Here is a 14,154-nt window from a genome sequence, read left to right on the forward strand (position 1 = left end):
ATGAAAATCGAAAGAAGGACGATTGAAGGCGTGAAAATGTTCCAGCCTGATGAAGTGGCACATAAAAAGAAGCGTTATGAAGATTCCTCTGAAGACGGTGCCCGCCGGCCGCGTACTGGCGGGGGAAGACGCCACCGGGAGCGAATAGATACGAGAGGACCGAACAGGGGCAGCCACCGTTCCGTGAACCAAGCGGACAATCGGGAATTGGACAAGGAGAAACCACGCGGAGGCCGGCCTGAGCGTGAGGATTCACGGGGGAGGCGCCCTGAAAAAGGTAATGCACAAACTCGCGAAAATCCACGAGGCGGCCGCCAAGAAGGACGCGGTTCCAAAGGGGTGCGTGCACAAGGACCAAGCAGCCGAAGGGGCGGTTCCGGCAGCAGCTCCAATAGAGGGAGAAACCGGTAAAAGGAGGAGACGGAGTGGAAAAGCCTTGGGTGGCAGAATATCCAGTTTCGTTGGAGCTGGCAGGGAAATTGATCATGCAGCAGTTTCCGGAAATTGAATGGAAAGAAATCAAGCAGCTAGGGGAAGGGTTCGATAACACCGTCATGCAAATCAATGGTGAATTTGTATTCCGTTTCCCGCGCCGTCCGCTCGCCGTTACGTTGATTCAGGTGGAGAATCGCCTTTTGCCTTCCATTGCCGGAACTTTACCGCTCTCTATCCCTGAACCGATCTTTTTTGGAGAGCCTAGTGCCATCTATCCGTACCCCTTTACCGGCTATAAAATGGTAAAGGGACACTTGCCTGCAGAAGGATCTGTTGCAAACGAGGTTGAATCGGCAAAAAGATTGGCCGGTTTCCTGAAGATCCTCCATAGCTTTCCGCTCGATAAGGCCAGGCAGTCAGGCGTGGAGCCTGATGGGTTGAGAAGGCTCGATGCAGCCTTTCGCCGAGAATCGCTGCTTGCTCATGTCGCAACGCTGGAAAAGCTGGGATATATGGAACGGGCTCGTTCGGTTACATGCTTTGTTGAAAGGCTGGGCGACGTGGAGGTGCCGCGGCCCTCAACACTCGTTCATGGGGATATTCACGTCAGGAATGTCTTACTGGATGACGAGGGCATTCTGGCTGGCATTCTTGATTGGGGAGATGTCCATATCGGAAGTCCAGCCATAGACATCGCCTTTTTATACAGTTATTTCCCAAGGAATGCGCGCCAAGCATTCTTTGAAGTTTATGGGAACATCGATAAGGAAACGGAGCGGTTAGCCCGCTTCAGAGCCGTATATATGCTCGTTACATTGCTCGTCTATGGCATTGATCGCGAGGATGAAAAGCTGGTCGCGATCACGGAAAAAGGATTGGCATTGGCGATAGAAGAATAACAGGTAAGTGCTTTTGATGATTAGGAGGTTACTATGAAGGCAAGCTATTATCATACAATCACATTAATGGGGGAAATGCTGGACGAGGCCGATATTCCTTATCAATTTACAGGGCGTTCAGCCCTATTTGTCCAAGGAGTGGATGTCGATATCGAGGGAATCGACCTGGACGTGCAATGGGACGTGTTCAATGAGGCCTTGTCCCATTTCGGCGCATACTCCCCGACAAGTCCTGAAAGAAATCCTGAGCGTGCCTCCTTTACAATGGAAGTTGAGGGTGTTTCCGTCAAGGTTGGCTGCAGGTATAACACGACCATAAAAACCGACCCCTACCGCTTATCGATACCGCTTGGAGGGGCAGCTGTCTGGTGCCGGTCGCTGTACAGTTATTTCTATGATGATGAAATGAAAAGATACAGTGCCGAGATCCATGCATACCTATCTGCCGAGCAGCAGGGTTTCACAGCCGAAAATGAACAGGCATGGAATCAGAATAATTATTTGGCGCTGGTCAATCGGTATGGCGAGCCTGTCGAAATCGCTGCTAAAATCAAGCAAAATCCAAAATGGCGTTTGCATCCATTTTATAAATATATAGGCGAGGCCAAGGATAAAAAAATCACACATTTGATGGGATCGAACGGTGTTAAAGCGGTGGCCTTGGCGATATTGGGTGCCTCCGTGAAGGTCGTCGACTTTTCCAGGGAAAACGCGGCCTTTGCTATGGAGCTCGCAAGCGGCGCCGGTGTCACCATCGATTATATCGTTTCCGACGTCCTTTCCTTGCCGGAAGAGCATGCATCAGGGAATCAGGATGTGGTCTTGATGGAGCTGGGCGTGCTGCACTATTTGATTGATCTGCAGCCATTATTTGCAAAAATCAAAGAGATGCTGAAACCGGGAGGCCAATTCATCCTCCATGAATTTCACCCGATTTCAACCAAACTGATTACCTCCAATGGTAAGAAACATAAGGTTGCAGGCAACTATTTCGCCCCGGAAATCGAAAACAACGAAGTCGCTTTTTCCAAGCATATGCCGGATGAAGAAAAAGGGGGACTTTCAAAGGTTGTCCAGCGTAAATGGACAATCGGCGAGCTTATCACGGCAATAGGCCAATCAGGTCTTGTCATTAAAGTGCTCGAGGAGGAACCAAACCATAAAATTCACGATATCGGCATTCCAAAGACCTATACATTGGTGGCTGAACGGGTATAAGGGTACAGTCACAATTAAAGAGATAAAATGCTAAACAATCAGGAGGAACCTTTTATGAGCAAAGTGTATATCATTCATGAAAACGAGGAATGGACGGCCCATTTAACAAAAAGAATGAATGAGTTGGAGCTTCCCTATGAAGAATGGCATCTTGATCAAGGTGTGGTCGATTTAACGGGGGAGCCGCCAGAGGGTGTTTTTTATAGCCGTATGAGTGCAAGCTCACATACTCGCGGGCATCGATTTGCGCCTGAAATGACAGAATCCGTGCTAGCGTGGCTTGAACAGCATGATCGTACGGTCTTCAATGGGTCACGGGCGCTGCGGTTGGAGGTCAGCAAAGTCAATCAATACACGGCACTGATGAAGGCCGGAATAAAGACACCGAAAACGATTGCAGCTGTAGGCAAGGAAAATATCATCAAGGCAGCAGAGAAATTAAATGTCGCTTCGTTCATCACGAAACATAACCGTGCAGGTAAAGGACTCGGTGTTCAATTATTCCATTCAGTAGAATCGTTGAAACAATATGTGGATGGTCCGGAATTCGATGAGCCAGTTGATGGGATTACATTAATTCAGGAATACATAAAAGCGCCGGAGCCATTCATCACTCGTTGTGAATTCGTGGGTGGCAAGTTCATCTATGCGGTAGAGGTCGATACATCCGAAGGTTTCGAGCTTTGTCCGGCAGATGCATGCCAAATCGGTGACTTATTCTGCCCGATCGGTGAAGAGGTGGAAGAAAAACCAAAATTTCAAATTGTGCAAGGCTTTCATGATCCGATCATTGAAAAATATGAAGCGTTTTTAAAAGAGAATGGAATTTCGATCGCAGGAATCGAATTCATTCGTAACGGCGCTGGTGAAATCTACACGTATGACATCAATACCAATACGAATTATAACAAGGACGCCGAGGAAGCAGCGGGCCAATACGGCATGCTTGAATTGGCGAAGTTCCTGGGATCTGAATTGGCGAAAGAAAAACTTGTGCAAATGAAATGAATAAAACGGTGATCCTGACTGGAAGGGCAATTTTTTATTTGCCCTTCCAGTCTTTTTTGACATAAAAAGACGGTGCCCGTCTCTATTGGGCACCGTCTTTATGGATTGAATCAATTATTGCTCGACCACTCTTCAACATCCCATACCTTCGTCACCCAATCTTCATAGAAATCAGGTTCATGGCATACGAGGAGAATCGTCCCTTTATACTCTTTCAATGCACGCTTCAGTTCTTCTTTGGCAACGACATCCAAATGGTTCGTCGGTTCATCGAACAATAGCCAGTTGCTTTCGGTAAGCATGAGCTTGCACAACCGTACTTTGGCTTGCTCGCCACCGCTTAGATGGCTCATTGGGCGTGTAATATGCTCGTTTTTCAAACCGACACGGGCAAGGATTGCACGAACCTGCGGTTGGTCAAGATGCGGGAAGGCATTCCAGACCTCATCGATAGGTGTCGTATTTCCTGCCTTCACTTCCTGCTCGAAATATGAAGAAAAGAGGAAGTCGCCAAGTGATCTTTTTCCGCCAAGAGGATCGATTTTACCTAAAATCGTTTTTAACAGCGTCGATTTCCCGACTCCGTTACAGCCGACCACGGCGATTTTCTCTCCCCGTTCGATGGTCATCGACAGCTTCGGAAGCAATGGACGGTCATAACCGATTTCAAGGTCTTCCCCTTCAAATACATAACGGCTGCTTGCACGTGATTCCTTGAAATCGAAGGTCGGTTTCATGGCCGTTTCCGGACGGTCGATCCGCTCCATGCGATTCAATTGCTTTTGACGGCTTTTTGCCCGGCCTGTCGTTGAGTAGCGGGCTTTGTTTTTCGCAATGAAATCTTCCTGCTTTTTAATGAATTCACGCTGTTTTTCGTATGCGTTGATATGTTGGTTCTTATTCAATTCAGCAAGCTCAAGGAACTTTTCGTAAGTGGCCGTATAACGGGTCAGCTTCGAGAATTCCAGGTGGAAAATGACGTCAACCACACCGTTCATGAACTCGGTATCATGAGAAATCAAGAGAAAGGCATGCGGGTATTCCTTTAAGTAGCTGCTCAGCCAGCGAATATGCTCGACATCCAAGTAGTTCGTCGGTTCATCAAGGAGCAGTACTTCAGGCTGTTCCAGAAGTAACTTGGCCAGTAAAACCTTGGTCCGTTGTCCGCCGCTCAGCGCCGAAACATCGCGATCCAGCCCGATTGCATCCAAGCCCAGTCCGCGTGCCGCTTCTTCAATTTTAATATCGAGATTGTAAAAGCCGCCCGCTTCAAGCTTGTCCTGAATTTCACCCATTTGCTCCAAAAGCTCTTCAAGCTCTTCGGGAGAGGCCGTACCCATTTTCTCCGTTACCTCATTAAGGGCCTTCTCCTGCTCGAATAGTGGTAAGTAGGCATCCCTTAGGACATCGCGAATCGATTTTCCTTTCTCAAGGATCGTATGTTGATCAAGATAGCCATATTCGACGCCGGGAGTCCATTCGACCCGGCCTTCATCATGGATAAGCTGCCCTGTGATGATATTCATCATCGTTGATTTTCCGACACCATTCGCCCCGACCAGCCCTACATGTTCTCCGGCCATCAGGCGGAAGGAAACATCCTTGAATAAGGTGCGATCGCCAAAGCTATGTGCTAATTTATCTATAGAAAGTAAGCTCATGTATGTTGAACCTCCCAGTTAATTTGAAAAAATCCCTACGTTTCATCATACTAAAAACTGCCCGGGATTGCTATCTAATCTATTCATTTACATATATGTGGGTCGGGGGAGCACTTTTGAGCGGAAGCCTTAATGAGAATTAAGGGATTTTCGTCCACGGATGTCCCTAATAGAATGGTTCTTTTTTCTTTTTGAAGGTATAGAACATTATTATATGAATACAATGGGTAATAATTAACTTTTAGTTACTTGCAGTTTACTTGCAGTTTTATTTTTTATTTTGTATGATGGAGGTGAGAGGTGAATGATCATGCTAACTAAATTTGAGCAAAGGGAATTTGTAAAACGGACACCAAAATTGGCTACTCGAATATTCCAGGACCAAGACGATAGTTTATTACTGTTTAAAGTATTGGCGAATTACGTGGACAAAACAAACATAAACTCCCTTGCTTTAGGCAATCTATCAGAAACGGTTTTAGACGAACCAGAAAAGATGAAACAATATGTTACTTTAATACTTAGACATATGGCTAACGTGGCTGTAGAAGAAAGCGAATTTGCCCCTTCGTACACGACGGGACAGTTAGCAAAATATTTTGGTGTTAGTATTACAACGATTAACAATTGGATTAAAGAAGGCCGCTTCCAAGGTGTAGAACGTAAAGAAAGCAATAAACAAGCTAGAATTAGTGCAAACACCCTTTGGAAATCTCGAAACGGCAAATTGCATCCTGTATCAAAAATTGTGCAAGCATGGGAAGGTGAACAATTAGAACAAGGGGTGAACTTGTCCGATACAAACGAGATAGCTTTTTTGATAAAACAAATGGCAGCTTACGAAGATAAACATGGGGGGGACTTTGAGCAAAAGTTAGGTGGAAGAAAGGATTTAACTCCTGAAGAAGAAACCGACGCGGCTGCTTGGAAATATATAATGAAAAGGTTCAACGACCTGAATGTCAACAGGACTTCCCAAAACTAATTATTACTTACTGGAAATTGAATATGACAAAGAGATTACCGAAATTAGGAAAGGTGCCAACGGACTTCCCTCAGAACCAGGTGCCATACGCAAAACGGTTATCTTTTCAGATTCAACAAAGCTCTCCTGCCAGGAATTCATCAAGGACGGTTTTATTGATTTTTATAATTATGATTATTATGATGCGAATGGTAATATCGTGATGAAATTTCATTCGGAACCCCATGTACAAGAAGAAGCTCGAACCGAAACCGAGCCTTTTCATTTACATGTAAGAACGGATATTCATGATTTGAAAGCATCAAAACGCATACCGTTTCCTTCAGAACCATTCAAACAGAAGGACTTGCTTTCATTTATTGAATTTATACTAATGAGCAGATACTTATGGTATGCCCATGCTCCAACTTCCTCTATTCCAACCAGTGAAAAAGAGAAGCGAGAAAGGAGGAAAAGAAAATGAACAACCTAAATTCCTTTAGTATAACGATGTGACAAAAGAAAAGAAGTGCCTATCTAAACCTTTTAGACAGACACTTCCATTATTTTATAATTTAATCAAACTTCATTCCTTTTAATAAATCCGCAAATGGATTATTAATCGGTTCCGCTTCTTTTTCCTGCTCTTTTAAGTACTTTTGTACGGAACGTTTATCCACTTTTCCACCAGACTCTTTCTTACGTCTTGCTTCAAATGCTGACAGTTTTTCGCGATAGCCACATTTACATGTGAAGATTTGACCGTCGCCTTCACCACGCAATTCCATTTTCTTTTTACATTGCGGGCAGCGTGCATTCGTTACACGGGCGACGTTCTTTTTATGGCCGCATTCACGATCTTGGCAGACGAGCATTTTACCTTTTTTACTATTCACTTCAAGCATTGGCTTACCACAGTCTGGACAAGATTTCGTTGAGATATTGTCGTGTTTATATTTTTTGTCACTCGTTTTGATTGCACTGACAATCTCTTTTGTGTAATCCTTCATTTCATTGATGAACACGTCTTTTTTCAGTTTCCCTTTTGCGATTAGCTCGAGCTTTTGTTCCCATTCAGCTGTTGTCGCAGGAGATTTCAGTTTTTCTGGCACTAAATCCAAAAGCTGACGCCCCTTGGATGTGATATGGATTTCTTTGCCGCCGCGTTTTTCGAATAAGAATGAATTGAATAGCTTATCGATGATATCGGCACGGGTGGCGACTGTTCCAAGTCCGCCCGTTGATTTCAACGTGTCTGCCAGCTTCTTATCGTTTGTTTTCATGTATTTCGCAGGGTTTTCCATTGCTGATAGTAAAGTCGCCTCCGTAAAGCGTGCTGGTGGCTTTGTTTGGCCTGACGTTTGAGTGATTAATTTTGTTTTTAATTCATCGTCTTTTTCAATACGAGGCAATAGCTGCTCTTTTACATCCTCTGTTGATTCTTCATCATCAAAGTGGTTTGCATAAACTTCTTTCCAGCCGGAATGAATCACGGATTTTCCTCTAGCGATAAACGTTTGATCACCAATTTTCGTTTGCACCGTCAATTGCTCATATTCAAACGCAGGGAATAAAACTGCCAAGAAACGTTTCACGACAAGGTCGTAGATTTTGCGTTCTTTGTCAGTGAAGGCTGAAAGATTCACATAACCCTCGGTCGGAATAATGGCATGGTGATCACTGACTTTACTATCATCGACAAATGCTTTTGACGTCTTAATAGGCTTATTCAACACCTTATTTGCAAGAGGACGATATTCACCTATGGCACAGGCTTTTAAACGCTCCGGAAGCGTACCAACGATATCGGATGATATATATCGTGAATCCGTACGCGGATAAGTCAAGACCTTGTGTTGCTCATACAATTTTTGCATGATGTTCAATGTTTCTTTAGCAGAATAGCCAAAGAGTTTATTCCCATCCCGTTGTAACTCTGTTAAATCATATAGACCAGGTGCGAATGTTTTCTTTGCTTTGCGGTCAATGGAAACAACAGTCGCATCCTTACTTCCAAGTGATTTCACGATTGCATCGGTCTTTTCTTTATTAAAGCTGCGGCTATTTCCATTTTCATCTTGCCACGTTAACGTAAGTCCATCTGTTTGGGCTTCGATTCCATAATAGGTTTGCGGCTTGAAATTCGCAATTTCCTCTTCGCGCGCTGCAACCATTGCAACCGTCGGTGTCTGAACGCGTCCACAGTTTAATTGCGCATTGAATTTTGTCGTTAAGGCACGGGTTGCATTTAAACCGATATACCAATCCGCTTCCGAACGTGCTACTGCTGAAGTATATAAGTCTTCATACTCTTTACCAGGCTTTAAGTTATTGAACCCATCCTTAATTGCTTTATCCGTTACGGAAGAAATCCAGAGACGTTTGATGGGCTTATTCACTTTTGATTTCTCGATGATCCATCGTGCAACTAATTCTCCTTCTCTCCCCGCATCAGTCGCCACGATTATTTCATTCACATCATTGCGATTCAATTGTGTTTTAACAGCATTGAATTGCTTTCCGGTTTGTTTCATGACAACTAGCTTCATGCTTTCAGGAAGCATGGGCAGGTCTTCCAGCTTCCATGTTTTAAATTTCATATCATATGCCTCTGGATCTGCTAGAGTAACCAGATGACCTAATGCCCACGTAACGATATACTTATCGCCTTCTAAAAATCCATTGCCTTTTTTATTACACTTCAATACATTCGCAATATCACGTGCAACTGAAGGCTTTTCAGCAATTACCACACTTTTTGACATTTGTTCAAACTCCCTTACTAACTATTTACCGTCTAATATAACATAATTTCAAAGAGGGAATGGCCTATACAGTTCATTTGAGCCCTTGAAACGAAGCCGCCGGGATCGGGACAGTGGCAACTGTTCGAAAGCTTCTTGGTCGAAAAGAGAGGGAAGGGCCTTCACGTAAATTCAAAAGGAAAGCAACTCCTCGAGTTGGCGCCTGAAGACCTGAGGTCGCCTGCTTAGACGGCACAGGAGGAGCAAAAGCTAACGGCGATTGCAAAAGGAATTCTTGCCAAACAGGTTTTCATTGACGATATGCGCCAGAAATGCAAGCAAGATCATGTGGCAGGCTGATGCGTGTAGTGAATAATGAAAAGGGGGAAATGCTTGTCTGTCAGGATCGTGAATGCGGCCACAAGGAAAGTGTTTCACGTGTAACAAATGCGCCGTATGCCTGCAGTGCGCACAAGAAAAAAGGATGGAGCATTCGCTCCATCCTTTTTCTGTATATTACTGCTTCGACTAAATTTCATTCAGTACGGTGCCATGTCATTCATATTCAAGTGTGTTGTCCATTTTTTTTGTGTGTTTTTCGGAATCTACTCGTATGAGCGTACTGAATGGCTGCTGATCACCTGGACTGAAAATCGCTTCATCATTCTCTGGATTCCATCGGCTGTAAATACTCATGATCAGTATCTTCCTCCTTTGGATGAGAAGAGTAGTAATTCCCATTTTGATTAGCATCTAACGCTTCAATTGACTCTAACGCTGATCACCGGGACTAAACACCGCTGCGTCATTCTCCTTGTTCCATTGGCTTCTGATTGTACTCATGCACATCATCTCCTTTGGTTGAGAATGTCTTACAGTATTTATATACCCGGGTAGGACAGGTTGAAACATTTATTTTGAATTTTTTTCGCAATCCTGCGCGAACATCATTTCACGCCAAGGTTTTCTATATATTCGTCGTCCTTTAGCTTTCCTGTATGTTCTATCTTAGAAAAACAACGTGTCATAGAAACACTTACAGAATTTTATTGAAAGGGTGAAAAGGTTATATTGCAATTTGATTTTTCATTTTAGGCAAGAAACTGTTATATAAAACAAAAAACCCCTTAACATGTAAGGGGTTTTTTTTAGCGTCCCAGATAGGAATCGAACCTACGACCTACAGCTTAGGAGGCTGTCGCTCTATCCTGCTGAGCTACTGGGACATATTAAAAGGTCGACGACTTGTTTATTATATTGGTTATAGGCAAACTTTTCAAGTGAGTAGCTTATAATTATGAAAAAAAATGCCTGGCGGGTCATTTAACGATAATTTTTACCTTTTATTGCGTTAATTGGAATACTTTATTATTCGTTGGTTTTCTGGTACTATTATGCTAGAAAAAAATAGGAGAATGATAGTGGGAAAATACAGATTGGTATGGATGGCAGCAGTGTTTGTGGCTTTTATTTTAGCTGGCTGTTCACAAGGTGTTTTAGAGAAAATAGGTAAAAAGACGGCTGCGCCGATTGCGGAAGATAATATCGAGGTGGCTGCAGCAGAGGAGAATGAGGCCGAAATAGATTCGGAGGATGGAGCAAGTCCTGAACGAATCGATACGAGTGGCTGGATAAGGGCCGAGTCCGAGGTTAGGCTTCCGATATTGATGTACCATAGTATTTCGGAGGGGAATAACCTTCGGGTGCCGAAGGAGGAATTCCGGCTGCAAATGGCTTGGCTTCGGGAAAATGGCTACCAGACTTTATCGCCTAATGAAGCCTTTCTCGTTTTAAGCGAAAATATAATGCCAAGTGAAAAGTGTGTCTGGATTACTTTTGATGATGGCTATACAGATAACTACACGGAGGCTTTTCCTATATTGAAGGAATATGAGTTGAAAGCGACCATCTTCATGATCGGGAAGTCCATTGGTAAAGCTCATCACCTGACGGAAGATCAAATGATGGAGATGAGTGCGGATGGGATTTCCATCGAGAGTCATACAATCAACCATCTTGAGCTGAACCGGATGACTTCCGGGCAGCAGGAAGCTGAAATGGTCCAGTCCAAGGATTTATTCGATCGCATTCTGAACCAGGAGACGACGGTACTTTCGTATCCAGTCGGCCGTTATAACGAGGAGAGCCTCAGGTTATCGGAAGAAGCGGGATACAAGATGGCAGTCACCACCGAACCTGGCGGGGCAACAAGTGATCAAGGGATGCATGCCCTGCATCGCGTACGGATTTCACCGGGATTATCCGTCGGGGGATTTGCATCACTGATTGAAAATGCGTCCAATCGCTGAAGCTGGACAGGCGTTTTGTGAAAAATCCTCCAATAATCGCTTCTTGCATGGTGTATAATGATAAGCAGTGAAAATTATATACATATGAACGATTTGGTGTCTAAATGACTTAAAAGGGAAGCTGGTTCAATGCCAGCGCGGTCCCGCCACTGTATATGGGAGCTGACGGCTGTATGCCACTGTTTGGGATATGGGAAGATGCCGTTGACGATGACCATGAGCCAGGAGACCTGCCAAGATTCGTACACCTGTGACCCACGCGGATGGGGAGGTGTGTGGCAGACTGTAAAGAGTCCTTCATGATATTGTTGCCATACAAGCATCTTCCGTTTGACGGGGGATGCTTTTTGTCATGGGGTCCTCGCTTAAGGCGGGCTAAAACTAAATGAAATGATTGTGGGGAATGAACGTGAAGAAGATTTTTGGCCTGATACTGGTGATGTTGCTGACGGCTGGCATGATGGTTGGCTGCAGCGGCACGGCCGATGAAGGAAAAGGAAAGCAGCAGACGAATCAGGCTACACAACAAGCCTTCCCGGTTACGATTAAAGATGCAACGGGTGAAAAGGTGACGATAGAAGAAAAACCGAAGAAAATCGTTACGTTGATACCAAGCAATACGGAAGTGGTCTTTGCGCTTGGTTTAGGTAATAAGGTTATTGGCGTGTCCGACAATGATAATTACCCGGAAGAAACGAAGGATATCGAAAAAGTGGGCGGCATGGAGATGAACACGGAATTGATCGTCTCCTTGAAGCCCGATCTTGTTCTTGCCCATGCATCGAGTGCCCATAATTTGAAGGAGGGGCTCCAGCAGCTTAAGGATGCGGGAATAGATGTGCTTGTAGTCAATGATGCCCAAAACTTCAATGAGGTGTACAAGTCCATTGATATGATCGGGATGGCAACAGGCGAGCAAGCTAAGGCAAAAGACATCATCACGGACATGAAAACGAAGCTGAAGGTTATTTCCGAGAAGGCCAAATCGGTAAAGGAATCGGAAAGGAAGACCGTTTTAGTGGAGGTTTCGCCGTCCCCGGATATCTATACACCTGGTAAAAATACATTCATGAATGAAATGCTTATGATGATTTCAGCTGACAATGCTGCAGCGGATGTGGATGGCTGGGCCAAAATGGATGAAGAGTCGATGATTGCAGCCAATCCGGATGTCATCATTACGACTTATGGTTATTACACAAAAGACCCGGTAAGTGGAGTGACGGGCCGAAAAGGGTGGCAAGACGTTACGGCGGTTAAGAATGCCCAAGTTTTTGATGTCCATTCCGACTTGGTGACCCGTTCAGGTCCACGTTTAATAGAGGGAGTAGAGGAACTTGCCAAATCAATCTATCCGAACGTATTTGACAACTAAATGGGCGCTTGCTTATTTGCTTGCGTCATTGTTTTTACTTTTTGCCAGTACGATCGGCATCTCATTCGGTTCGGTGTCCGTACCGATCCCCGTACTTATGCAAATAATCGGCAAGGAGATTTTTCATTTGCCGATTTCCGCTGATCCCGATGTGATGCTGACGAATATCGTGATGAACATCCGTTTGCCGCGTGTATTGCTTGCAGGTTTGGTCGGGGCATGCTTGGCGATCGCGGGTGCGGCATTTCAGGGGCTGCTCCGGAATCCGCTTGCCGATCCCTACACGCTCGGGATATCGTCAGGAGCATCAGTCGGGGCAGTGGTGACGTTATTCCTGAATATATCACTCCCGTTCATCGGTTTATATACGCTTCCTGCATTGAGCATCTTATGTTCCGTGATCACGATTTTTTGTGTACTGACATTCGCAAAAAAAATGGATCGATCGATGAAGGTCGAAACGATCATTTTGACCGGAATCATCTTCAGCTCGTTTTTAAGCGCCTTCATATCCTTGATGATTGCGTTGACTGGGGAGGAATTAAGACAAATCATCGGCTGGCTCATGGGCAGCGTGTCCATGCGCGGGTGGAATTATATCGGAATCATTCTGCCGTTTTTCATCATTGGCTCGTTGATTCTGATCATGAATACGAGGGAATTGAATGCGATGACCTTCGGGGAGGACCGGGCAAAACATTTAGGTGTCGACGTGCAGAGGCGGAAAATGTGGATCCTGATCGCGGGCTCGATATTAACGGGCGCAGCGGTTGCCGTTTCAGGCACGATCGGCTTTGTAGGGCTGGTGATTCCCCATTTGGTCCGGAGGATATGGGGGCCAGATCATAGGCATCTGCTTCCGTTATCATTGCTGGTAGGAAGCGGGTTCTTGATTTTGGCAGATCTTGTGGCACGGACGATCATCGCCCCGTCGGAACTGCCGATCGGGGTCATCACCTCACTGATCGGGGCACCTGCATTTGCCCTCATTTTATTAAGGAGACGGAGAGTGGGTAGGACGGATGCTTGAAGTTAAAGGGTTAACGGGTGGATACGATAACAAAAGCGTTTTGGATTCCGTCTCTTTCGACGTTCAAAAAGGAGAACTATTCGGGATCCTCGGTCCAAACGGCAGCGGAAAAACGACGCTGTTGAGTATGCTCAGTGGGGTGCTTGCTTACAAGCAAGGAAGCATACGGATCAAAGGAAAAGATTTGCAGGATTATTCGGCAAAACAGCTTGCACGGGTCATTGCGGTGCTTCCTCAACATTCCTCATTGGCTTTTTCGTATACGGTGAAGGAGACGGTCTCGCTTGGGAGGTACGCCCATCAAACAGGCTGGTTCCACAGCTGGTCTGAGGAGGATGAAAGGATTGTCCAACGGGTGATGAAACAAACGGGAGTGGCCGAATTCCAGGATCTTCATTTCGAACGGCTATCAGGAGGGGAGAGGCAGCGGGTCTTGCTGGCCCAGGCGCTTGCCCAGGAGCCTGAAGTTCTTTTTTTGGATGAGCCGACGAACCACTTGGATCTATCGTAT

General features: G+C 45.1%; 12 protein-coding genes, 1 tRNA gene, 2 pseudogenes and 1 riboswitch. Of the genes and pseudogenes, 11 read left to right on the plus strand and 4 right to left on the minus strand.

The window, feature by feature from the left end:
- The 4 genes and pseudogenes from CVN76_RS16640 to CVN76_RS16655 all read left to right on the plus strand — a co-directional run.
- Positions 1 to 411: pseudogene (locus CVN76_RS16640) on the plus strand (hypothetical protein); the annotation flags it as partial.
- A gap of 14 nt (positions 412 to 425) precedes the next feature.
- Positions 426 to 1,334, plus strand: coding sequence for a phosphotransferase (locus CVN76_RS16645; RefSeq protein ID WP_100532193.1), 909 nt, complete (start codon positions 426 to 428; stop codon positions 1,332 to 1,334).
- Positions 1,335 to 1,367: 33 nt separating this feature from the next.
- Positions 1,368 to 2,552 carry a class I SAM-dependent methyltransferase gene (locus CVN76_RS16650; protein ID WP_232732287.1) on the plus strand — a complete coding sequence of 395 codons (1,185 nt, stop codon included), beginning with the start codon at positions 1,368 to 1,370 and terminating at the stop codon, positions 2,550 to 2,552.
- Positions 2,553 to 2,606: 54 nt separating this feature from the next.
- Positions 2,607 to 3,560 carry an ATP-grasp domain-containing protein gene (locus tag CVN76_RS16655; protein ID WP_100532194.1) on the plus strand — a complete coding sequence of 318 codons (954 nt, stop codon included), beginning with the start codon at positions 2,607 to 2,609 and terminating at the stop codon, positions 3,558 to 3,560.
- 110 nt (positions 3,561 to 3,670) lie between these two features.
- Here CVN76_RS16655 and CVN76_RS16660 read toward each other — a convergent pair whose 3' ends face one another.
- Positions 3,671 to 5,221: an ABC-F family ATP-binding cassette domain-containing protein gene (locus CVN76_RS16660; RefSeq protein ID WP_100532195.1), complete on the minus strand. Its 1,551-nt coding sequence runs from the start codon at positions 5,219 to 5,221 to the stop codon at positions 3,671 to 3,673.
- A gap of 304 nt (positions 5,222 to 5,525) precedes the next feature.
- Here CVN76_RS16660 and CVN76_RS16665 point away from each other — a divergent pair, with 304 nt between their 5' ends.
- Together CVN76_RS16665 and CVN76_RS16670 are read left to right on the plus strand one after the other, a co-directional pair.
- Positions 5,526 to 6,206 (plus strand): helix-turn-helix domain-containing protein, encoded by a 681-nt coding sequence (locus CVN76_RS16665; protein ID WP_100532196.1) that lies wholly within the window; start codon positions 5,526 to 5,528, stop codon positions 6,204 to 6,206.
- Positions 6,181 to 6,669: a toxin-antitoxin system TumE family protein gene (locus tag CVN76_RS16670; RefSeq protein ID WP_100532197.1), complete on the plus strand. Its 489-nt coding sequence runs from the start codon at positions 6,181 to 6,183 to the stop codon at positions 6,667 to 6,669. Before CVN76_RS16665 ends, CVN76_RS16670 begins: the two co-directional genes overlap by 26 nt.
- 91 nt (positions 6,670 to 6,760) lie before the next feature.
- On the opposite strand, the gene CVN76_RS16675 is transcribed toward CVN76_RS16670, so the two are convergent.
- Positions 6,761 to 8,950, minus strand: coding sequence for a DNA topoisomerase III (locus tag CVN76_RS16675; protein WP_100532198.1), 2,190 nt, complete (start codon positions 8,948 to 8,950; stop codon positions 6,761 to 6,763).
- A 117-nt stretch (positions 8,951 to 9,067) separates the two neighbouring features.
- Here CVN76_RS16675 and CVN76_RS31820 point away from each other — a divergent pair.
- Positions 9,068 to 9,411 (plus strand): annotated as a pseudogene (locus CVN76_RS31820) (DNA topoisomerase III); the annotation flags it as partial.
- A gap of 73 nt (positions 9,412 to 9,484) precedes the next feature.
- On the opposite strand, the gene CVN76_RS31080 reads toward CVN76_RS31820, so the two are convergent.
- Both CVN76_RS31080 and CVN76_RS16680 read right to left on the minus strand, forming a co-directional pair.
- Positions 9,485 to 9,625, minus strand: coding sequence for a hypothetical protein (locus CVN76_RS31080; protein WP_155645404.1), 141 nt, complete (start codon positions 9,623 to 9,625; stop codon positions 9,485 to 9,487).
- Positions 9,626 to 10,081: 456 nt separating this feature from the next.
- Positions 10,082 to 10,155 (minus strand) — tRNA-Arg (locus CVN76_RS16680).
- Between the two features lie 219 nt (positions 10,156 to 10,374).
- On the opposite strand from CVN76_RS16680, the gene CVN76_RS16685 reads away from it, so the two are divergent.
- The 4 genes from CVN76_RS16685 to CVN76_RS16700 form a co-directional block, all read left to right on the plus strand.
- A complete protein-coding gene (locus CVN76_RS16685; protein WP_100532201.1) occupies positions 10,375 to 11,238 on the plus strand; it encodes a polysaccharide deacetylase family protein in 864 nt (287 codons plus the stop codon).
- A gap of 77 nt (positions 11,239 to 11,315) precedes the next feature.
- A riboswitch (cobalamin riboswitch) is annotated at positions 11,316 to 11,490 on the plus strand.
- Between the two features lie 151 nt (positions 11,491 to 11,641).
- On the plus strand, positions 11,642 to 12,613 hold the full coding sequence (locus CVN76_RS16690; RefSeq protein ID WP_100532199.1) for an ABC transporter substrate-binding protein: 972 nt from the start codon (positions 11,642 to 11,644) through the stop codon (positions 12,611 to 12,613).
- Positions 12,576 to 13,643, plus strand: a complete 1,068-nt coding sequence (locus CVN76_RS16695) for a FecCD family ABC transporter permease (protein ID WP_061141349.1) — start codon at positions 12,576 to 12,578, stop codon at positions 13,641 to 13,643. Before CVN76_RS16690 ends, CVN76_RS16695 begins: the two co-directional genes overlap by 38 nt.
- On the plus strand, positions 13,636 to 14,154 hold a 519-nt coding region (locus CVN76_RS16700; protein WP_157805684.1), incomplete at its 3' end, for an ABC transporter ATP-binding protein. The genes CVN76_RS16695 and CVN76_RS16700, both read left to right, overlap by 8 nt.

Source organism: Bacillus sp. mrc49, assembly GCF_002803435.1.